Annotated in this window: 15 protein-coding genes and 5 tRNA genes; 10 read left to right on the forward strand and 10 right to left on the reverse strand. The window is 47.7% G+C overall.

All coding sequences use genetic code 11. The annotated features are described in order from the left end of the window. Positions 1 to 8: 8 nt before the first annotated feature. The 9 genes from nagP to E8M12_RS11745 all read right to left on the reverse strand — a co-directional run bounded on the left by nagP (position 9) and on the right by E8M12_RS11745 (position 13,997). Positions 9 to 1,334 (reverse strand): N-acetylglucosamine MFS transporter NagP, encoded by a 1,326-nt coding sequence (gene nagP / locus E8M12_RS11705; protein ID WP_438363461.1) that lies wholly within the window; start codon positions 1,332 to 1,334, stop codon positions 9 to 11. A 92-nt stretch (positions 1,335 to 1,426) separates the two neighbouring features. Then, positions 1,427 to 2,557: an N-acetylglucosamine-6-phosphate deacetylase gene (gene nagA, locus E8M12_RS11710; RefSeq protein WP_136736329.1), complete on the reverse strand. Its 1,131-nt coding sequence runs from the start codon at positions 2,555 to 2,557 to the stop codon at positions 1,427 to 1,429. A gap of 1 nt (position 2,558) precedes the next feature. Then, the gene (gene nagB-II / locus E8M12_RS11715) at positions 2,559 to 3,557 is read right to left on the reverse strand and encodes a glucosamine-6-phosphate deaminase NagB-II (protein ID WP_136736330.1); all 999 of its coding nucleotides are present in this window, start codon (positions 3,555 to 3,557) and stop codon (positions 2,559 to 2,561) included. A 25-nt stretch (positions 3,558 to 3,582) separates the two neighbouring features. Beyond that, positions 3,583 to 4,470: an N-acetylglucosamine kinase gene (gene nagK / locus E8M12_RS11720; protein ID WP_136736331.1), complete on the reverse strand. Its 888-nt coding sequence runs from the start codon at positions 4,468 to 4,470 to the stop codon at positions 3,583 to 3,585. Positions 4,471 to 4,616: 146 nt separating this feature from the next. Further along, entirely contained in the window at positions 4,617 to 7,298 is a 2,682-nt protein-coding gene (locus E8M12_RS11725) for a beta-N-acetylhexosaminidase (RefSeq protein ID WP_136736332.1), read from the reverse strand. Between the two features lie 77 nt (positions 7,299 to 7,375). Further along, on the reverse strand, positions 7,376 to 8,968 hold the full coding sequence (locus tag E8M12_RS11730) for a tryptophan halogenase family protein (RefSeq protein ID WP_136736333.1): 1,593 nt from the start codon (positions 8,966 to 8,968) through the stop codon (positions 7,376 to 7,378). 11 nt (positions 8,969 to 8,979) lie between these two features. Continuing rightward, a complete protein-coding gene (locus E8M12_RS11735; RefSeq protein ID WP_136736334.1) occupies positions 8,980 to 10,518 on the reverse strand; it encodes a tryptophan halogenase family protein in 1,539 nt (512 codons plus the stop codon). 42 nt (positions 10,519 to 10,560) lie between these two features. Further along, positions 10,561 to 11,283 carry a SapC family protein gene (locus tag E8M12_RS11740; RefSeq protein ID WP_136736335.1) on the reverse strand — a complete coding sequence of 241 codons (723 nt, stop codon included), beginning with the start codon at positions 11,281 to 11,283 and terminating at the stop codon, positions 10,561 to 10,563. Between the two features lie 140 nt (positions 11,284 to 11,423). Beyond that, positions 11,424 to 13,997: a TonB-dependent receptor gene (locus E8M12_RS11745; protein WP_136736336.1), complete on the reverse strand. Its 2,574-nt coding sequence runs from the start codon at positions 13,995 to 13,997 to the stop codon at positions 11,424 to 11,426. Between the two features lie 491 nt (positions 13,998 to 14,488). On the opposite strand from E8M12_RS11745, the gene E8M12_RS11750 reads away from it, so the two are divergent. Further along, on the forward strand, positions 14,489 to 15,517 hold the full coding sequence (locus E8M12_RS11750; RefSeq protein ID WP_136736337.1) for a LacI family DNA-binding transcriptional regulator: 1,029 nt from the start codon (positions 14,489 to 14,491) through the stop codon (positions 15,515 to 15,517). A gap of 30 nt (positions 15,518 to 15,547) precedes the next feature. Here the strand turns inward: E8M12_RS11750 and E8M12_RS11755 are convergent, their stop codons facing one another. Continuing rightward, the gene (locus E8M12_RS11755) at positions 15,548 to 16,183 is read right to left on the reverse strand and encodes a TetR/AcrR family transcriptional regulator (RefSeq protein ID WP_246034123.1); all 636 of its coding nucleotides are present in this window, start codon (positions 16,181 to 16,183) and stop codon (positions 15,548 to 15,550) included. A 162-nt stretch (positions 16,184 to 16,345) separates the two neighbouring features. Here E8M12_RS11755 and E8M12_RS11760 point away from each other — a divergent pair, with 162 nt between their 5' ends. From E8M12_RS11760 to E8M12_RS11800, 9 genes are all read left to right on the forward strand, one after another. After that, complete coding sequence (locus E8M12_RS11760) at positions 16,346 to 17,503, forward strand: efflux RND transporter periplasmic adaptor subunit (RefSeq protein ID WP_136736338.1); 1,158 nt, start codon at positions 16,346 to 16,348, stop codon at positions 17,501 to 17,503. Beyond that, the gene (locus E8M12_RS11765) at positions 17,500 to 20,583 is read left to right on the forward strand and encodes an efflux RND transporter permease subunit (RefSeq protein WP_136736339.1); all 3,084 of its coding nucleotides are present in this window, start codon (positions 17,500 to 17,502) and stop codon (positions 20,581 to 20,583) included. Before E8M12_RS11760 ends, E8M12_RS11765 begins: the two co-directional genes overlap by 4 nt. A gap of 195 nt (positions 20,584 to 20,778) precedes the next feature. Next, a tRNA-Met gene (locus E8M12_RS11770) sits at positions 20,779 to 20,855 on the forward strand. A gap of 5 nt (positions 20,856 to 20,860) precedes the next feature. Continuing rightward, positions 20,861 to 20,946, forward strand: a tRNA-Leu gene (locus tag E8M12_RS11775). A gap of 10 nt (positions 20,947 to 20,956) precedes the next feature. Continuing rightward, positions 20,957 to 21,031 (forward strand) — tRNA-Gln (locus tag E8M12_RS11780). A 51-nt stretch (positions 21,032 to 21,082) separates the two neighbouring features. Continuing rightward, positions 21,083 to 21,157 (forward strand) — tRNA-Gln (locus tag E8M12_RS11785). 568 nt (positions 21,158 to 21,725) lie between these two features. Then, positions 21,726 to 21,947: a hypothetical protein gene (locus tag E8M12_RS11790; RefSeq protein WP_136736340.1), complete on the forward strand. Its 222-nt coding sequence runs from the start codon at positions 21,726 to 21,728 to the stop codon at positions 21,945 to 21,947. 107 nt (positions 21,948 to 22,054) lie between these two features. After that, complete coding sequence (locus E8M12_RS11795; protein WP_136736341.1) at positions 22,055 to 22,360, forward strand: hypothetical protein; 306 nt, start codon at positions 22,055 to 22,057, stop codon at positions 22,358 to 22,360. 178 nt (positions 22,361 to 22,538) lie between these two features. Further along, a tRNA-Leu gene (locus E8M12_RS11800) sits at positions 22,539 to 22,624 on the forward strand. Positions 22,625 to 22,767: the final 143 nt, after the last annotated feature.

Consider the following 22,767-nt stretch of genomic DNA (forward strand, 5'->3'; position numbering starts at 1 on the left):
TGAGAAGATTACTTCCAGTGTTTGATTTTATATCCTTTGACCGCGTAGAACAGGATAAACAGATAACAAGGTAACATCACCAGGTACGCCCCCTGCTGTCCGGCATCGGATGCCGAACTTGCCAATCCCCAGAATAACGGACCAAAGGCGCCGCCAGCAATTCCCATTACCAGTAACGCCGAACCTATACTGGTCAGTTTGCCCAGACCCGATAATGCCAGGGGCCATACCGCCGGCCATACTATCGCATTAGCCAATCCAAGCAAGGCAATCAGCAGCAGGCTATCAGGTAACAGTGCACCGCCAAACGGCACCAGAAAGGCGTTCGCTAACAGGAAGGAATCGCTATCGGCGATAACAATAAGAATCGTTAATATTACCCCCAGTACTGCCGAAATGGTCAATGCTGTCGGCTGGGATAAAAAGCGGGGAATGGTAACAATACCGATAATATAACCCAGTACCATGCAGGCCATGGTGTAGGAGGTCATCACCGCGTAATTCTCAATGCCAAGAGATAAGGCATAGGTGCCTATCGTGTCGCCAGCAATCACTTCAACGGCAACATAAAAAAACAAAGCCACGACACCGAGCACTAAGTTAGGGTGCGCAGTCACATCGCGCAGGCGATTCGAGTTCGCCAAATCTGCATCGTCTTCTTTTTCCAGCTCAGGCAGTGGTGATTTTTTCACTAACAGGGCCAGAAAACCAATAAACAACGCCATCCCCAGATAAGGTAATACCAGGCCATTGGCCATTTCATCAATCTGCAGCTGAGTTAACTCAGTACCGACCCTGTCTTTAAAGCTGTCAAGAATCAGTGCGGTGAATACCATAGGCGCGACCACACCCGCACTTTTATTGAGGATCCCCATCACGCTGACCCGAGCCGCCGCCGACTCCTCAGGACCGATACGGACCACATAAGGGTTGACCGCGGTTTGCAGCAGCGTCTGACCTGCCCCCATCACCAACTGGGCAAATAAAAATAGCGCAAAAATCTGGGTTTTCGCTGCCGGGATAAACAATAACCCGGCAATCATCATCCCAACCATCCCCAGTGCCATCCCGGTTTTGTAGCCAACTTTACGAATCACCCATGCAGAGGGTAATGCAGTAAACGTTACTGCAATGTAAAAAGAAAACAGGATCAACGACGCCTGAAATGGTGTTAGCTGTAGGATTTGCTTTAAATACGGCATTAACGAACCATTTAACCAGGTCGCGAATCCGAGAATAAAAAATAACCCGGCAACAATGGCCATGGGCACGAAACTACTTTTTGATTGCTGTGTTATGGTCGAAGCCATATTGGCACCTTCTGAATGTTGCATAATTCCCCAACTTTTGTGTTTATTGATATTGTTTTTATTGTTTGTATTGTTACCAACCTACTGCTATCGATTTTCAATATGATTAGGGCGCATTAAACCAAACGCGCCCCATTTACCCATGTCTGTGTGACCTCCAGCTGGTCGTCAAAGATGACAAAGTCCGCCGTTGCTCCGGGCTTTAAATGGCCATAACGTTTGTCTATCGATAAAAACTGTGCCGGATATAAAGATGCCATGCGCAGTGCTTCTTCCCTCGGTATTTGTAAATGCTGTACGGTATTGCGCACCGCGCTTGCCATATCCAGGCAGGAACCGGCCAACTCTCCGGTTGTTGCATTTAATCGGTCACCATCGCGAAGTACCCTGGCTCCGAGAAGGTCAAAGCTTTGCTCATCAGTTCCTACCGGTGACATGGCATCGGTCACCAGGATAATTTTTCCCGGTTGCTTCGTTTTGATTGCCAGGCGGGCCGAATCATAGTGAACATGGTGACCATCGACAATCAGGCCACACCAGCTGTTATCGTCCAACAACGCTGCACCAACCATGCCCGGTTCGCGCGACTGGAATGCTGACATGGCATTAAATAAATGGGTAAAGCCTGATGCGCCCGCTTGCAATGCCTGATTTACCGTAGCAAAGTCGGCATTAGAATGACCAAGACAGACATGTACCCCACAATTAACCAGGCGTTCAATATCTTCCGGGGCAACATTTTCCGGCGCAAGGGTAACCATCACCTGGCCCAAATCCTGGCGACAAAACACCGCCATTTCCCGATCAGATATGGGACGTATATAACTGGCGTTGTGGACCCCTTTTTTCGGAACCGACAGGTGCGGCCCCTCGAAATGTACACCAATAATACCCGGTTTTTTCATCGCCAGCGCGGCACTGATCACATCGGCGGTAGCTTCCAAAACACTGACATCGTCGGTTATCAACGTTGGCAGCATCGCCGTAGTCCCATATTGGGCATGGGCGTTAAACATGATATCAAGGGTCTCGAGACTGGGAGCCACATTTAATAATGCGCCACCACCACCGTTAACCTGTACATCGATCAGGCCCGGCGCCATCAGCCCCTGGATTTGCTCTGCCTGAGCATCGATTCCGGAAATTTCCTCAGTGTGGACAATGCGACCATTGAGAATTTCCACCAGGCAATTGCTTTGTAAAACCTCGCCATCAAAAAACAAACTAACCTGAAGTCGTTGCAGCATATTATAAAGTCCGTGTTACTTTTTTCAGTCCTTGCGGTTCATCGGGATTAAAGCCCTTGGCGACAGCCACTTTTTCCACGTCCAGGTAAAAGCGCTGCAATACCAGTAGTGGCGCCAGTCGCGGGTGAATATCGTCAACCACTTGTTGCAGATGGATCATTTTAGCGCCACGTGTTGTCACTTCCTTTATTTGCTGTTGATGAGCACTGGCAGATTCATCATTGACATGACAGTCAATAATCGTCAATTGCTGGGCTACAAGCGTCACTGGCCCATGTAAAAACTCAGCGCTGGAAAATGCTTCGGCATGAATGGAACAGACTTCCTTGAGCTTAAGCGCAATTTCCTTACTTACCGCAAATCCCAGACCACGTCCCAGTACCACCAGGTTGCGGGTATTCGTCAATGCCATTGAGGTCAGTTGCACCGGGCTATCGATTGCCTGCTGCAACCCCGTTGGTAATGTTTGCAAGGCGTTGATTAGTCCCTCGTTTTTACCCCAATTTGCGGCTAACTGCAACAGTGCACTTAAGGTTGCCAGATAGCTTTTGGTTGCCGCAACGGAGTTTTCAGGACCGGCCTTTAGCCCCAGCACGTCATCAACCAGCTCTGCCAGTGGAGACGATTCATCATTGACCAAAGCAATGGTGTAAGCGCCGGCGTCTTTGGCCATTTTCGCCTGCGATAAAATGTCCGGGCTGCGTCCGGATTGCGAGATAACAATGGCCACGGCACCGTTAAGTTTCAGGGATTTTCCGTATACGCTGGCAACAGAAGGCGCCGCCGCAAAAGTGGGAACGCCGACCTCAACTTCAAACAGATATTTACCAAATACGCCGGCATGATCGGATGATCCACGACCGATTATCATCACCATTTTTGGATCAAGCTGGTTGAGCTTTTCGCCAATCCTTGCCGCCGCCTGCGCATTTACTTTTAGTTGCTCGGCGATCACTTCGGGTGCCTGGCGTGCCTCTTGTTCCATTAAAGTCGTCATCATCGTCTACTATCCTGCAATGCTATTACTAATTTTGTTGAGCCTGTTGTCTGGCAAACAGTATGGCGCCAATTTCAGGCGGTTGTCTGGGTTTACTGAACTGATTAAAAATGTCGATGGCAAGCCAGTCCTTAAGCCGGACTTGCAAGCCACCGATCAGGGAGATCCGCGTTGGGTTTCTGGCCATCAGTTTATGGAACATGGCACTGAAATAATTGCTGGCCTGAGCCAGTATTTGTTGCGCCACCAGGTCGCCTGCATCGGCAGCATCAAACACATGAACCGCCAGGCGGGCATAATACGTCGCGCCCTGACCCGACAGGCAACTGACCAGATCCGTAGCCTGTTGACAGTCAAGCGCCTGGAAAATTTTTTCCGATAACAGGGTTTGCTCCCCTAATGCATCACTGGCAAGCAATACCCGTTGTACCGCCTGCAGGCCGAGCCAGGCACCGGAACAGATATCTCCCTGGGGAAATCCGTGACCGCCCACTATCAGGGACTCATCTGCTGAGCTGACATAACCTACCGAGCCAGTGCCGCAAATCATAATCGCACCCTGCTCGCCATCATGGGCGCCTAAACAGGCGATATGCAGATCGGTTGCTAAATGCATCGCCTTAAACGGATGTTGCCAGTCATTCATCAGGGAAAAATATTTGGGGATGTTAACCCCGGCAAGGCCGACTCCGGCGATCAAATCGCCGATACGTTGCGAATCCATACCGGCATCAGCGAGGGCCAACCCGGCCGCTTCGACGATGGAATTTTGCGCATGTTCAACACAATGGAACGGGTTTGCAGCGCCGGCAATCCCCTCGCCCAGACACTGCATATTCGCATCGACAATAACAGCCTTGCATTTGCTGCCGCCGCCGTCGATACCCAAAAAGAGTTGTTGTTCACTGCTAAGCATTTAAGCCTCTAAGCATATAAGCTCTGTTGACAACAAGGCGGGCAATACCGCCAGTTTCAAAAATCATTGACTAAGTCTAACCACTAATGACAACGCTGTCATTATTTATTTCAGGTTTTTCGATTACCTTGCTAACTCAATAAAAACTACTTTACTTTCAGTGCCCTACCAGCACGTTCCGAGGTCATGGCTTTAGCCCGTACCCAGATTTCGGCATCAGTGACTTCTACCGGGGCAGTATAGTCTAACCAATCCGATTCAGCGGTTCGATATTGCAGTGGCAGGCCCGGGAATGCCGAGTTTATCTGTAGGCGTCCATTTTCAATTTTTCCGCCCGCGGTAGGAATACGGTAATGAATATCCGCCAACTCCAGTTTGGCAAACTCTTTATTGGCAAGCGTAGCGGCAAAATTACTCCATTGCTGACGACGCTGTTGATGTTGTTGCTGGCTAATTTTATGACTGTCACGATCATAGATTTGGCCATTATGATCATAAGGCAATGCCCATTCAGGTGAGTGCCATGCGCGCTCGGCTAATGCCAGCAAACGAGGGAATATTTTGTATTCACTCAAGTCATCGCTGCGGGTATTTTCACTCCATAACTGGCCCTGTATGCCAATAAACCTTTTACCCTTTAGCATCGGTTGATGGATGATGTTGCCCTGCTCATCTTTTTGCACAGTGTCATCGGCCTGATACGGATTGTCCTCCCGATCTAACCAGTATTCCGCGTGAGCTGGCAGGTTATCGGGCATAAAGCTGAAGATTTTTTCGCTATTGGTATGGCGGGAAGCCCAGTAATAGCCATGTTCCTTCGGATCGGCTTCATAAGGAAAGTCAAAATACATCACATCCGGACTGGAAACCACAACCTCCCAGCCTCGGTTTACTAGCTGATGGGCACTTTTATGTCCCTGCCAGGAAAGCACTCCCCAGGCGTTTGCCTGAACAACATCTGGCATGTTGTCAGGATTGGTATGGCTAATGCCATCACTCCAGCCGGCAACTTCGATATCGCGCTCGGCAAGAATTTGCGCAACACGTTCAATAAAGTAACCCACCAGGTCTTCGGCTTTTTCTAATTTATCATTGCCGGCGATAAACGCCTGGCATTTAGGAGAATCTACCCAGGCTCCGGCCGTTTCATCGGCGCCGATATGATAACGGGTTAGCGGATATCCCGCCTCTGCATGCATGGCTTTCACTTCGTCCATCACTTTAGCAATAAAGGCATAGGAAGAGTCCATACAGGCATTGATGGTATTGTCGTTATAATACTGCACCGAAGAATAAACCGTCGTATCCTTGGGATCGTGTAACAGATATTGTTGCGCTTTCTCGGTATCACCAGCACCCATATATTTGTCAAAACGGCGTTTCATCGACACGATTGCCGCGCGGGAATGGCCCGGCATATCCAGGGAAGGAATTACCTGGATGTGACGCTCACCAGCATACTTTAAGATTTGTTTATATTGCTCAACGGTAAAATAACCATTTACCGGGCTGGTTGGGTCAACTCCCGCTCCTAATTGCGGTAACAAACAGGTCTGTTCGCGCAAATCAAAACAACGCTTCGAACCTATCTCTGTCAATTCTTCAAGACCCGGTATTTCGAGGCGCCAGCCCTCATCATCGGCCAGGTGCAGATGTAACTTATTAAGTTTATAAGCGGCCATCTGATCGATTAAATCGTATAAAAACTGTTGTGAATGGAAGTTTCTCGATACATCAACAAACATGCCACGAAAATCATAATAAGGCTGATCCTGAATCTGAACGGCCGGTAGCGTTAAATCCGTAACACGGATAAGCCCGGCCAGGGTCTGTAAGCCATAAAAAATGCCCGCCTCGTTTGCCGCTGTGATGGTAATTTTCCTATCAATAATATCGAGTTGATACGCTCCTTCAACGCTGCCGGCATGCTCGTTAAGTTGCAACATCACAGGAATGCCTGATGCGGACAATTTCACCCCCAGCGAATCGAGGCGTTGCAGCGCTGCTGCCACTGACGCTTTGTTAACCTGGTTAAACTTAAGATCTATGCCGTCACTTAAGTCCACCACCGGTTCAGTATCTATCACTTCAACGGATGTCGGTGTTGGAATCACCGCCGTTTGCAACTGGTGGTTGCTTGCCGGCATCGCGCTATTACGGGCAAATAATACCTCGGCGGTGGCCCATTGCGTCTGGTCGGTGTCAGTGCGCTTAAATTGCTCGCGAACCTCGGTATATTCCTTAACAAAAGGGCTTATCTCTATTCCGGTTTCCGGGTCAACCTGGGTACGGGTACTGGCAATCACTCGCGCTTGCCATTCCCCTTGGTTCGCAACCGGACTGGTTTCATCGACAGCAAGGATGTAATTGGGGATCAAATCGGTTTCCGCCAGGCTCCAGAAATCGGCACGAAAATCCAGGGATTTGGTCTCCCCTTTACGAAATCCACTAAAGCTTTTTGACAGTGAAATCTTGTGTAAATCGCCATTAACGTGGGCAATGGTAAACTCGCCGGCGGCAAACGTTTGTACCGGGTTAATCAGGGAGAAATAGATAGCCCAGTCTTTATAATAAAAGTCTTCCTGTGCGGTAAAATTCAAACGCCCCTGATAACATAAGCCATCGTGTTTGGCCTTATCGCATTGCCCATCGGCAACGTTGGTCACCAGTTCAAATTCGACTTGCAGTGAATTGGCAAATGTATCCAGGGCCCCCTGGTCAATCACCGCCATGTTTATTGCCGGTTGAGAACTTGTTGTGTCGGTTTCGGTATTACAGGCGCTTAACAGTGCCAGGCTTAAAAGGGAAATCACCAAAGGATTTTTCATTGTTATGGTTCCTGTTTCCTTGTTAATTCATCCACCCTGATGTATCGCATTTTGTCGGCCATCAGTGTTAGTTATCTTTATTGGCGTTGTAGGCCAAACTGGCGAATTTTCGCCAGCAACTGCCGGTGCTCAGGTAGTTGCTTTAATAATTGTTGGCGGTGTTGTTGTAACTGATGTTGTAGCTGGGCAACCCGTTGTTGCTCGTTGTAGCGATACTGGCTTTGGGATAAATCCGTGCAAAACTCCATGCCATAAAGCACATACAGGTAATTCTCAAGATTAAAAATTTCATAGCCACTGGCAAAGTCATAGGCACTCGGCAGTTGCCATTGCCAGCGTTGTAACCGTTCCTGCAATACCGGGCTTAAACCACTCCACTGGCGGTTGTCGTGCCAAAAATCGCTGTCATCGCGGCGAGACAGAAAATAATGGAGCTTAATGAAATCAATCACCCGCTCCCAACTGTGCCTGACGTTTTGATTAAACTGCTCGGCGACCAATGGCATTAACGCCCGATGCGATGGAAATTGTTGCGCCAGCATTTTTGCAGTCACATCAAATAGCAACAGTCCTGTCGCTTCTAATGGTTCGACAAACCCCTGCGACAAACCAATTGCCACACAGTTTTTATGCCAGAAGGTTTGTCGGTAACCCACGTTCATGTCTATCTGGCGAATTTCATAGTCCTCTTTGGTATCGCCCAGATAATTTCGAAAATCCTGTTCCGCCAGGGATTCACTTAAGTGAGCGCTGGAGTAAACATAACCGCAACCACGTCGAGTAGTTAAGCCGATATCCCAAACCCAGCCAGCCGACTTTGCCGTCGCCTTGGTAAAACTGGGAATTGGCTGCTCTGCATCCTGGTATGGCACCTGAACCGCCAAGGCCTTATCAACAAACAAGGATTGATTTTTCCTGATAAAGCCAACGCCTAAGGCTTTTTCCAGTAATATGGCGTTAAATCCAGAACAATCTACAAACAGGTCGGCGTTAATAGCCCCGGCACAGTCAGTAACCACCGCAGCAATGTCACCCTGCGGGTCTAGGGTGACATCACTGACATTGGCTTTGATTAATGTCACGCCAAAATGTTCGGTCGCATGTTGTTGCAACAACCGGGTAAATTTCGCCGCATCCAGGTGATATGCATACTGGCAGTGGCCCTGATACTGAGCACTGGTTATATGTTTCGGTGCCAGTCCCTTATCACAGACCTGTCCCTGGAAAGCGACAAAGTCGGTATAGGCCGGACGCTTATCCACCGGCAGTTGTAACCAGTAGGCGGTAAGGTCCGGAATTTCACTAATCAGAGGATAATCAAATAAATGATGATAATGGGATGACTGACCGAAAGGGGGAGTATCCAGCCAGTCAATAAACTTAATGCCCTGCTTAAACGTCGCATCACATTCCTGGATCAAGCGTCCTTCATCGATACCAAAAGCCTGCAGGCTATGTCGCAGCATCGGCACCGTGCCCTCGCCCACGCCAATTGCAGGAATATGTTCTGAATCGACCAGGATTATCTCCACACCTTTATCCGGTGAGGGTTTTAACTGGCTGGCAAGATGGTTTGCGGTCAGCCAGCCTGCGGTGCCGCCACCGACAATCAATACCCGCTGAATCGGTCGCTGTCGGTTTTCGCGATCATTAGGCGCAATATTATTCATCTCATTACCGCCTATGCACCCGTAATACACTGCTTTTCAGGGTGAATCGAAGCGAGGAAACGTTCATGTGGCATGCTCACTTGCAATGCCCGTTGACTCATAGATTGCAAACGGTCAAATATCTGATCGCAACTGGCTTGATCAAATGGCATATGTAAGCTGGGATAATGCCCCATGCCATAAAGAATAAAGCGATAATTTTCATCGGTGAACGTGGTCGCATAACCGCCAGCCAGATCCATAAACTCGCAGGTTTTATGTTGCCAGGTTTGTAGTTGCTGGCTTAACTGCGGACAGTAATCAACGCTGCGTTGGGCATTGCGCCAAAACTGGCTATCATCACGATCGCTCAGGCAGTAATGAAGAACAATAAAACGCTTGAGGTCATCGTAAACACCGTTCATCAGGCGATTATAGGAATCGCGGGTCGCCTGGCTTATATCGCGACTGTTAATGTGAGTAGACAGCAGTTTCGCACCGACATTAATCAGGTGCAGTCCGGTTGATTCAAGCGGTTCAATAAAGCCGCCGCTTAAACCAATGGCAATACAGTTGCCCAGCCAGAATTCTTTGCGACAGCCAACTTTCATATCCAGATGCAGGGTTTTTAACACCTCAACATCGTCACCAAGGTGCTCGCGCAATTCCTGTTCAGCCTGGGCTTTATCAATATAACGCGAGTCGTAGACATAACCACTGCCGCGACGTGAGGTTAAATCGATTTCCCAAGCCCAACCATGGCTTAAGGCGGTTGCGGTGGTATAGCTACGGGGCGTTTGCTGATCCCGGTAAGCGACCTGCATGGCAACAGCCTTATCACAGGGTAACTGGTGTTGAAAAGACTGCCAGTTGTCAGCTTTTAGCGGTTCAATCAACAGGCCTTTAAAGCCGCTGCAATCGATAAAAATATCGCTGCTAAATTCGCCCTTATCGGTCATCACCGAATGAATATTGCCACCCTCGACAACAACCTCCTGAACCAGGGCTTCAATATGTTTAACGCCGGCCTGCACGGCTTTGCGGCGCAGAAAGCGCGCCATGGCAGACGCATCCAGATGGTAACCATAGGGAGTGATCCCCTCATAGGGCCTGGAATCAGGCATTTTCGGACAGTGATTATGCGCCATTAACGCCGCGGATAAGGAAACGCCTTGATCATAACGTTCAAACAGGTGCCGGGAACGCAGAATCCAGCTAGTGGAGATATCAAGGATATTGCCTAATGGCTGATGCTCAAATGGGTGGAAATACTGATGCATTACGCCGTTTTCAGGCTGCATCCAGTTATTAAACAGGATACCTGTTTTTAGCGTGGCATTGGTTTCTCTTAACAGCTCAGCCTCATCAAGGCCCATGGCGGCAAAGAAAAATCGAATGGAGTGTACGGTTGCTTCGCCAACGCCGAGAATTCCGACATCTTTGCTCTCGATAAGGCGAATAGCGACCTGGGATTGCTGGTGGTTGTATAACTTGTTGAGATATAACGCAGTCATCCAACCAGAAGATCCACCACCGACTATGGTGATGGATCGCACTGCTGTTTGATTCATATGGCTCGACTAACCCTTTCAGGAAAGCTCGAGCGCTGAGGATTAAGCGGCCTCAGCAGCTGTTTGAGCTTTCTTCTGAACCAAACGATGAACCTGGTGCATGGAGTTCAGGTGAGCAAAAATTGGCCCTAAGAACCCGCGCTTGCGAAGTTCCAGATAATCTTCATCGCTTAATTCATTCAGTTTTTTCTCATTAACCAAATACAAACCGTTGATTGCGATTTTTTCGCCATTCAGGTTGATTTCCAGGTTTTGCTGTACCAGCAAGTCCTTGTCGGCTAATTCCTTAGTGAACATACGCGTGATATGCGAATGCTCAAGATAAGAAGCCATGGCTTCTTTACGTTTGGCCAGGAATTCGGTTTCATCACCGTTTTCTTCGAATAATGGCTGGCCTTCTTCTTCATTAACCACATCATTGTCGGTGGCAATAATTACCATATACTTATCAGACTCTTTTGACTCCGGCACTAATGCCAAAGGAAAGTGAGTCATACAGGCTGGTACGTAGGTTCCACCCCAGAATTCGCCTTCGGTGTACAGGTTTTCGCCCGGCTTCAGACCAAATAAGGCAACCGGCTGGAACGTACCATTTTCGGTGTTCTTAACAAATACGACAGGGAATTCGGCACTGGCGCGAGAAAACTCGTGAACCACCAATGGAACTAAATGTTGTGCTTCAGCCTGTTTGAAATTTCTTTGTGCTTTAATTTTTGTTTTGCCGTGGATGTTTTTATTTAACGGCTGTACATTTTGCTGGCTCATTTAACTTCTCCCTAAATGTAGACCTTAGTTGTTTTTAGGCTGATAGACTAAACCGGGAGTAAAAGCCAAGACAAGTGAAAAAACACTTTTTTTTGATAAAAAGGGAGATTTCTCTCCCTTTTTATCGGTTCATTAACAACTTAAAAGCGGAAACTTGCGCCTAAGTTGATACGTCTTGCCATCTCGTACTCATATAATGGGAAGCCATCGGCAAAACCACTGTATGAGGTTGGATAGTTATTGTTACCAAATTGCTTGGAGCTTTCTTCGGTAATATTGTTGACATCTAACTTCACATCAAAGTGATCGGTTACGTGCCAAACCGCACTCAAATCGAGCGTACCGAAGTCATCATGCAGGCGGTTCCCGTAAGAGCCGGATTCACGCAGCATATATTCGCTCCGCCAGTTATAGGCTAAGCGCACCGAAAACAGGTCATTCTCATAATATCCGGTGGCATTATATGCGTGCTCTGAACTATCACTCAGGAACGGGTTCATATCGGTGAAGGTATCTTCATCGGTTTCTGAGTCCGTGTAGGTGTAGTTAAGCAACGCACCGAAACCATTGCCAAAGTCCTGTTGATACTGTAACTCAAGACCTTGCAGGGTGGCGTCTTTACCGTTAGATTTCTCCTGGACAGTCCAACCCACGGCAGCCTCTTGTGGCGGTAACGGGAATGGAATTTCAGCCGCTGTAGCACTGCGATTGGTGAAGGTAACAAAGTTATCTACCTGTTTATAGAATAGCGTTGCAGCAACCAGCGATGAATCGTTGAAGTACCACTCAAGCCCCAAATCAAACGCATTTGAAGTAAATGGCTTAAGACCGATGTTACCGACAATCCAGAATTGGTTATTCGGCGTGTCATCATTGGTACCGACAACATTTGGATTGACGTACATGTCCACATACTGGGGACGCGCCATAGCCCGTGAAGCGGAAGCGCGTAGCAGCAATTCCTGAGACAGTTCATATTTCAGGTTTACGCTCGGCAATACTTCGCTGTAATCGGCGCTACTACTGGTTTGCATACCATCAAGGAAATACACCGATTTGGCATCGGTCGACACATAGCGAACACCAAAATCACCGCTGAAATTGTCCCCGGCAAATTCGGCCATCACATACGCGGCGAAATTTTCTTCCTGGACTTCACTGTAGGCACCAAAATCTTCGTTTTCACCGATGATACTGGCTTTTGCCAGGCGCTTCAGTTCGTCAGCATCAAATTTCATGATTTCATAGTCGCCAGCACCCACATCAATGGTACCGTTTTGCAGGTTTGCGGTGGCAAAACCGTTAACAAAATCATCGCTTTGAATATATTCAAAACGGCGCGACGTGGTTTCGTGCTCGGCATACTTCAAACCGGTCTTCAGCGAGGCGATTACCCCCCACTCCACATCAAAGGTGAGATCACCCTGGATATAGCTTTCTTCATCAGTTTTCGGTGTGCGGTTGAAGTTTGGACCGGTCCCCATGTTCAGTAAGCCCGGATCGTAGCTGGCCATATCAAAACCGGCTGGCAAATCCCAGGTCTGGTTACCACCGGTAAAGTCATAAGTACCACCCGCAATCGATGGCACTAAGCCATCATCCAGTACCATTTCAAAGTCGGTACCACCGGTAGAACTGGTATCGCCGATTTGGAATTTGAACGCATAGCCATCACCGCTGTAATTGACGGTAAGATCAAGGACATCGGAATTCATCGTCGCTTCACGAGGACGCATCTGATAAAAAGCAACATTCAATGGACCAGCGATCTGTGTACCCTGGTTGGTTGCGGTTTGCCCTAACCAGGTAGTATTGCTGCTGTCACCCCAGGAGGTATCTGCCTGAGTCAGCCATAACGCGTAATTGGTATTATCCGCCTCCATCTTCATATCGATATAATTAAGGACGATATCCCAGTTATCGTTTGGCGCATATTGAAAGGTCGCATTCAGCGCGGAACGTTGACGTTCCTGTTCAAATGCGACCGGACCTGCACCCCACTCCCAGAACGCTTCATTACCCTGACGCTGTAATGAACGATCCTGCTTGACGGCAGAAACCAGGGCACCAAAGCTTTCGTCGTTATTTTTCCAGCTTACCAGGCCTGAAAACAACGGGTCAGTTTCTTCGGAATCGGTTTGATAGGAGGCTTCAACAGAGCCATAAACGGACAGCGACTCCAGATCTAGCGGCTTGCGCGTGTTTACGACAACCGTGCCACCGACGCCACCTTCCGCTAGGTCAGCACGAGAGGATTTATATACCTCTAAATCGCCAACCAGCTCTGATGGCAGTAACTCATAGTTAAAACTGCGCTTTGCCGGTTCCAGTACAAACCAGCCCGTTGACGCTACATTCTGGCCATTTAGCGTAGTTAAGGTCAGGTCCTGGCCCGCACCACGGATAGACACCGCAGCACCTTCACCAAACTGGCGCTGAATGGTAATACCGGGAATTCGCTGCAACGACTCAGCAACGTTTTTATCCGGAAATTTGCCGATATCTTCGGCGGTGATTACATCGACGATTGCGTTAGAAAAACGCTTTGCGTTGAGGTTTTTTTGTTGGCTTCCCCGAATACCGGTGACCTCGATAACCTCCATATCCTGGTTATCTACAGACTCCTCGGCAGCCAATGCTGATGCGCTGGCACCAGAAAGGACCATAGCGATACTGCTGGCAAGCAGCCGCTTTTGGAATTTGAATGACGACATCTTCTTGTTCCTTATATATTTTTTATTTTTTTCACTCTATGAATTGCCAGTCTGTAAAATCATCACGGTTCATCCCTTTTCCCCGTTATTGACTCACCAAAATGACAACGCTGTCATAAAGCTTAATAAAACCATACACGTAATTTTTAATTTTGAAAAGATTTTTTTTATTCTGGAATTTTTGCTTAAAACGCAGTCAATTGGCTCAGTAAAGCTAATCTACAGGCTAATAAAATCAGTAGCTTATGATTATGATAAATTGATACTACGGCTGAAAGTTTACAGGTTTTATTACTGCTTCGAGTGAAGATTTTGTGCAATCGGAACCATCAAGGGGTTGGGTATTTGTCATCGCAATTAAATTTGACGTATAGTAAGCCGATATTGATCGCTCGAATACGCCAGTGGTATAGACAGGCATTAATAAACAATAGATTTCCCTGTTGCGCAAGCCCGGCGTTACCCCCACCAAAGACAAGGACAGATGTACCATGAAGGTCACCATTAATGATGTAGCCCGCCATGCCGGAGTATCAATTAAAACCGTATCGCGAGTGATCAACCAGGAAGCCTCTGTTCGTAGCGCAACCCGGGAAAAAGTGGAAGCCGCCGTCAAGGAGTTGAATTACCAGCCAAATGCGGCAGCACGCAACCTTGCCGGCAGTAAGTCATTCAGTATCGCCTTTATCTACGATAATCCCAATGCCTATTATGTCATTGATATGCAAAATGGTATTTTGCAGGAGTGCCGTAAACAAAACTTTGAACTGGTGATTCACCCCTGCAATGCAAAAGCTGAAAATATAATCGATGAAATCACCACCATGATCCGTCATTCCCGGATCTCAGGAGTGGTGCTGACGCCACCGTTTTCAGAAATGCCGACGGTTATCGAACGCTTAACCGACCTTGGGGTTAATTTCGTGCGAATTTTTTCTGGTCATGATGCGCCGGATGGCATTTCGCCATGCATCATGGTTAATGACTTTGATGCCGCCTATGCAATTACCGAACACCTGATTGCACTCGGCCACAAAGCTATCGGGTTTATCAGTGGCGGCAAGGAACATAAGTCTACATTTGAACGAATCGAAGGTTACCGACAAGCACTTAATAAGCATGACATCAAGGTTGATGAAAGCCTGATCATCGATGGCGAGTACTCGTTTGATTCCGGGGTTACTGGTGCGACCGAGTTACTACAGCGCCAACATCGTCCAACGGCGATTTTTTCCTGTAATGATGAAATTGCCGCCGGGGCGTTGTTCGCCTCTCGCCTTGCCAATATCGCCATTCCCGAAGATTTGTCGATCGTGGGCTTTGAAAACAGTCCATTCTCGAGGCAAACCTGGCCGAAAATTACTACCGCAGATCAACCGAACCAGACCATCGCCCAGAATGCGACTGCGCTATTAATCAGTGAAATTCGTAAACAAAAAGCCGACGATATCTGCCAGCAGTTTACCCCGACTTTACTGGTGCGCGACTCGACCAGCAAAGCGAAATCTGCCGCCAATTAAAGCTGGGAAATGCTGGCGATAAGGGGTTCTTTAATGGTTAGCGGGCGGAAGCTTGTAGCCATAACCCCTTAAGAAATGTCGGACACTGGCAGCGATATAGCGCTTTACCTCGTCGATGCTCATTGGCTGTTCAATGTTGTACTCTTTCTGCATCCAGATCTCTCCCTTAATCATCGATAAAAACTGAATCGCAGCGGTGTGCACATCGCCAATGGCGAGGATATCCTGGCGTTTATACCCGGCTAAGATATCCCGGACTTCGGCGATCACCCGTTGCGGCCCCGCCTGGTAAAACAACCTCGACACATGCGGGTAGCTGGTCGATTCATTGATACAAATACGATGAATGGCCAATGCCTGCGGAGACAGTAGCAGGGCCAGGAAATGCTCGGCATATTGACACAAGGTGGTGTAAGGCTCACTGTCCTCGGGACTTAGCGTAGATGTGGAAATAAATTCTTCACAGCGGGCGGATATGGTGGCAACAAATAAATCATCTTTGCTGCCGAAATGACTGTACACCGTCTGCTTTGACACCCCCGCGGTTTTTGCAACCAGATCCATACTCGTCGCAGAAAATCCTTTTTCACAGAACAACTCTGCAGCCGCATCGTAAATCTGCTGACGTTTTTCTTCACTCTTACTTCTGGTTTTCGGGGATGACACGCAATTCTCCAGGTAAACAATATCGCTGACCAAACCAACTTTCGCTCGTAATCATTATCGATATCTTTGTAACTCATTTCTAAAGAATTGTAACAAATCAAACTAGACAGTCCAGTTTAAACTACCTAAACTAGACTGAACCGTCCAGTATACTTTGTGATTATGATTCGCCAACGCCAACAACTAAAACCGCTTTTTAGCCGTCGCATGCCACAAAAATGCCCGTTGCTAGCCACCTTATTGGCCATTCTGTTATTGCCACTGACTGGCTGTAATGAGCTGCAAACCAGTACCACCAGTACTTCCTCACAGAAATATCATCATCAGGTTGAACCCCACCGCCTGAAGGCACAATCGGGGTATTATGTGGAACGCAAGTTTGCTGGCACAGTGCGTTCCAGGCAATCGGCCCGACTAATGTTTGAAGTATCCGGACGAGTGGATTCAGTGCTCGCTTTTGAAGGGGACAAGGTCAAACAAGGGCAAATTCTGGCAACCCTGGACCAGGAACTACTCACCATAGAGCTGCAACAACTGAGCGCTCAACAGGCTCAATTTAAAGCCCAGCAAGCGTTGACCCAGGCAAATTTGCGCCGGGTCAATGCCTTGATTGAACAGGGCTACACCTCGGCGCAGAGTAAAGATGAGTTAATTGCCGAAATGCAGGTATTAAATGCCAACCTGCAACAAGTGCAAGCCAATATCGATGCCAAACATTATCAGTTAAAGCGCACCGCTATCACCGCTCCATTTGCCGGAACCATTAACAAACGGCTAATCAATAAAGGTGAGCTGGTGTCACCACAGACCATGGCTTTTGAATTGCAGCAGGGTGAGCAAAATGAATTGAAGGTCGGGGTGCCACAGCACCTTGTCGGAGCAATTGCTGAGCAGACTCATCATCAGTTACTGATTGACGAGGCAAAAATCGACGTTGACAATGTTTCTATAAACAGCGATATCAACCCTCTCAGCCGGACGGTACAGTTGCGTTTTCGATTACCGGATACATTGGCGGTTTATAATAATCAGCTCGGTTATCTGGATTATCAGCAATATATAAAAGCGGATGGTTTCTGGGTGCCCCTGTCGGCCATTACTGACGGTGTTCGTGGCGTCTGGAACGTTTATATCCTCAGCCGTGGCGAACAGGATCTGTTTACCATACAACCGCAGACGGTGGAAATTCTTTATGTGACTCAGGACAGTGCTTATATCCGCGGACAACTGGATAACGATGCCTTAATCGTAAAAAGTGGACTGCAACGACTTGTCAGTGGTCAACTGGTTCGCGTTAAAGAGTTGGTAAGTGCACCATGATTGAGATCTTTGTTCGCAATGGTCGCCTGATGGCGCTATTGATCATTTTGTTGGTGGTAGCAGGTTTAGCATCATTATCGGCCCTGCCCCGCTCCGAAGATCCGACCATGGAAAACCGCTTTGGCCTGGTGATCACCCAGTACCCGGGTGCCAGTGCCGAACGTGTCGAAGCCCTGGTGACCGAAAAAATCGAGCAAAAGTTGCAGACATTGTCAGAGATTGAATACCTGGCATCAACGTCACGGCCCGGAATTTCAGTTATTCAGGTAAAATTAGAGGGTCACATTACCGATTCCAAACCGGTATTTTCCCGAATTCGTGATTTACTTGCCGACGTGTCCCCGCAATTACCCGCGGAAAGCTCACCACCAAGGTTCGACGAAGAGCGAAGTTTCGCCTACACCCGATTGATCGCCTTAAACTGGCAGGATGACAACCGGGACGCACAACCCGACCTACTGATTATGGGCCGCTATGCCAAAGAGTTGCAAAGCCAGCTGCGTCTGGTAGCCGGTACCGACATCGTTGATATTCACGGTATCAATGACGAAGAGATCGTGGTTGAACTGGACCAACAAAAAGCAGCGCTTGCCAATATTTCGGCACAACAGGTCGCCCAGGCGGTCCTGGCTGCCGACGTCAAAGTACCAGCCGGTAAGTTGTTTAATGCCAATAATCAACTACAGATTGAAGTCGTTGGTGCCCTTGATAGCCTGCAGCGAATCAGAAACATTCCCCTGCGCAGCGACGATAATCAGATTCTACGCATCGCCGATGTCGCCAATGTCACCCGGCAATTGCAGCAACCCTTATCAGAAATTGCGATTATTAATGGCAAACCGGCATTAGTAGTCGCCACCCGAATGGTTCGCGGTATCCGCATTGATCAATGGAGCCAGCGTGTCGATGCGAAAACCGAGGAACTTGCCAAATTGCTACCATCGAGCATGTCATTGCAGGTTCTGTTCGATCAAAATACCTATACCGATGCCCGCTTAAGTGACCTGGTCGATAACATTCTGCTGGGCTTTTTGATCATTGCCCTGGTTCTGTTTATCACCCTGGGCTGGCGCGCGGCAATCATTGTTGTCGTTTCCCTGCCATTAACGGTGTTATTTACCCTGTCGGTGATGAACTTTACCGGTTTACCCATACACCAGATGTCTGTGACCGGTCTGGTGGTGGCGCTGGGGATCATGGTCGACAACGCGATTGTCATGACTGACAGCATTCAACAACGAAAGCAACGTGGCATTAATGGCCTGCAGGCAGTGTTGCAGTCGGTTCGCCACTTGTGGTTACCGTTACTCGGCTCAACCCTGACCACCATACTGGCATTTATGCCCATTGTGCTGATGCCTGGTGATGCCGGTGAATTTATTGGTGGCATCGCGTTAAGCGTGATTTTCTCGTTAATTGGTTCTTACCTGATCTCTCATACCATAGTATCCGGTTTATCCGGTCGATTTGTGAAACGAGACCAGGCACCGCACTGGTATAACCAGGGATTACGTATTAATGCGCTGGAGCAGCACTTTCGCAACAGTCTAACCTGGTCACTACGTTTCCCTAAGACCATTATTGCCCTGGTATTTTCCTTACCGATCGCCGGATTTATCGCCGCCGGCAGCCTGTCAGAGCAGTTTTTTCCGCCCTCTGACCGTGACATGTTTCATATTGAGGTGTTTTTACCTCCGCAAAATAGTATCAATGCCACCAAAGCGCTGACTGACGAGATTAGCACTGCATTATATCAACATCAGGGTATTGAAGATGTTCGCTGGTTTATCGGCAAAAGTGCCCCGGCATTTTATTACAACCTGATTGCCGCCAAGGATGGCATGCAAAATTACGCCCAGGCAATGATCACTACGACAGATTTTAAAGAAGCAAATCGCTTGATCCCAAAATTACAGCGCCAACTTGATGACCAGTTTCCCCAGGCACAGGTACTGGTACGTAAGCTGGAACAGGGACCACCATTCAATGCGCCCATTGAAATACGTATTTACGGGCCGAATCTCGATACCTTGCAGGAAATAGGCGCCCGCTTACGCCGCATTTTTTCGGAAACAAAGGACGTGGTTCATACCCGGGCAACATTACTGGCTGGCACACCAAAAGCCTGGGTGAAAGCCGATGAGGACGCGATTAGCACCTTACAACTTTCGTTAGGCGCTCTGGCCGGACAATTGGAAGGAAGTTTGCAGGGGCGACCGCAAGGTTCAGTTATTGAGGCAACAGAATCGATAAATGTCAGGGTTCGAGCCAGTGATGAACACCGACAAGGCATCAGCGATTTAACAAACTTCCCCATTATCAATGCCGCCACTGGTGAATTTATCCCTCTGTCCGCGGTATCTGAAGTCAACATTGAACCATCACGGGGCGCTATTCCGCACCGCGATGGTAAACGGGTCAATGTTATCGAGGGATATTTACGCGCCGGCGTCCTGCCATCGGTGGTGCTGGATAAAATAAAAGCACAAATAGATAACGGCGCACTTGACGTTCCGTATGGATACTCGCTGGAAATTGGTGGCGAGTCTGATGCCAGAAATAAAGCGGTAGGGAAGCTGTTGGGCAGTGTTGGCATTATCCTGACCCTGCTCATCACAGTTGTGGTGTTGTCGTTTAATTCATTTCGAGTATCCGCCGTAATATTTATCGCCGCATTTATGTCGATGGGCCTGGGCTTATTGAGCGTATTTGTCTTTAATTACCCATTTGGCTTTACCGTTATCGTTGGACTACTGGGCTTAATGGGCCTGGCGATTAACTCAGCGATTGTTATATTAGCGGAATTAAAAGCCGACGAAGCTGCCATTCACGGAAATAAAGAGGCTATTATCCATGGCGTGTTAAGTTGTACTCGTCATATCAGTTCAACAACGATTACCACGGTTGGTGGATTTTTACCCTTGATCCTGGCTGGTGGCGGTTTTTGGCCTCCATTTGCTATCGCTATCGCCGGTGGCACCGTGTTGACTACCCTGCTTTCATTCTATTTTGTGCCAGCAACATTTTACTTAATGAGTCGCAAGCGCTCTTTTGATCTGACCGCAAGCTTTGCCAGTTAACCAAAGCAGATAATCTAAAAACGCCCCCATTGGAGCGTTTTCAGTTAAATTCGGGCATTAATGCAGCAAACTGACGACTCTTTGAGCAAACAATCAAAAAGTCGTAATTTTTTCGAAAAAAACAGTTGACGACCACAGGGCAGATTTGCATAATACGCCGCACTTGCTTGAGGCAACTCAGACAAGTGTTTGGAAGGCTACGTAGCTCAGCTGGTTAGAGCACATCACTCATAATGATGGGGTCGCAGGTTCGAGTCCCGCCGTAGCCACCATCCTCGCGGGAGTGGCGGAATTGGTAGACGCGCTGGATTTAGGTTCCAGTATCCTCAGGATGTGAGAGTTCAAGTCTCTCCTCCCGCACCATTTACATTGTTGGGGTATAGCCAAGCGGTAAGGCAGCGGGTTTTGATCCCGTCATTCCGAGGTTCAAATCCTCGTACCCCAGCCACTTTCCTTAAGTGGAGCGTATCAAAGCAAACAATGTAAGAAAGCCCTGAGTTGGGGTATAGCCAAGCGGTAAGGCAGCGGGTTTTGATCCCGTCATTCCGAGGTTCAAATCCTCGTACCCCAGCCAACTTTCCTCATCTGTTTCTCTATCTTTCTTTTTCTATTACGTTATTAATCCCCATTCGTTGTAATTTTAGCGATTGCTAGTGCACGTTATTTCTTGTATCTGTACATTATTTATAATTCCTTAGGCGCCCGGTTCCTTATCCCCCGAATGCCGCTTCTCTGCTTCCTGGTTGTTTTATCTTAAAACGCTTTATTTTATCCCCCTACTTCCGGTATGGTTAATTGGTTAATTAATACCAAGTCCACTAAGTGTTTTCCCACTCAGTGAGAATTTAAAGGCTTTTAGGCAAGGCTTTGATTGCCGAGAATGGTCGCTCCATTGTCAAAATCAATAACGCCGTATAAAAGCCTTTAAAACTCACCCGTAGGGAGTTTATCAGAGGTCCATTTCCGGCCCTAGATTTCAGTAATATAGAATGACTATATCAATGAAATCTATGTTGCAAATGAACCTCTGCCCAAACTCTGAGTTGTGCAAAAACTTAATGGAATTGGTATACGTTATTGATATGAATAATTTTCAATGATTGGTTAACGGAAAAATAATAATTACAACAAGGATAAACACTATGAAACAAGCCGGTTTGTACTTACTAATCGCAGGTATTGCATCATTACTTTTAAATCTTGTGGGCTATGAATTAAAGATCCTGATGTGGGTCGATAATTGGGGAGAAAACGTAGGCTGGGCAATTCGCCTTGGCGCAATCGTCATTGGCGCGGTACTGTATTTTGCCATAAAAGAAGCCCCTGAAGCGGAGCCTCAACAGGAAGTAAAAGAAGAAGCTTAATACTTACCCACTTGCAGCCGGATCGTCGAATCAATGCCTGATGAATCTTTCCGGCTGTCATTTGCTTTTAAATAGGTAACAAATACTAAGTAAAGGAAGACGAAAATATGGTCATTGCAATTATTCTCGGCACTATTTGGCTGGTCCTGATGTTGCGTTCCGGGTTGGTTGAGTACAAATATTATCAATCGGTAAAAAACCTCGAACCAGATATCTGGAATCAACTAGGCTCGCCAGTATACCTTAAAATACCTATGGTATTCGTTTCAGCAAAAGGCGCCGCTCTCTTAAAAGAAGCAACTAATGCCACCGTGTTAGCCCTGGCAGCCAAACACCGACAGGCCGGTATTCAATTTGTTTGCTACGTGATGCTGGTGCTAATAGGCGCCATTGCCTATTTCAAGTTGGCATAACAGGCTTTATTAAAAAAGCCCACTTACAGCTTAAAGCTTGCGGCTTACAGCATGCAGTCAGGTTAGCGTGTCTGAACGCTCCTTTTCGACCACAATTCAACCACCTCAAATCTTTTTTCAATTTTCGTCACAAAAAAGCTTGCGCTTTAAAATGCCTTCCCTATAATGCACACCGTTCGCGGGAGTGGCGGAATTGGTAGACGCGCTGGATTTAGGTTCCAGTATCCTCAGGATGTGAGAGTTCAAGTCTCTCCTCCCGCACCATTAAAAAACTCCGAAGCTAATTTCAGTTGAGATTAGCTTCGGAGTTTTTTTCGTTTATACGTCAGAAAAATCAAGGGGTCAGAGTCTGAGCTATCCCCACAAATAATTCAGAGAAAACAAGGGAATAAATAGATAAATTCGAA

The organism is Thalassotalea mangrovi (genome assembly GCF_005116735.1).
Classification (GTDB): domain Bacteria; phylum Pseudomonadota; class Gammaproteobacteria; order Enterobacterales; family Alteromonadaceae; genus Thalassotalea_A; species Thalassotalea_A mangrovi.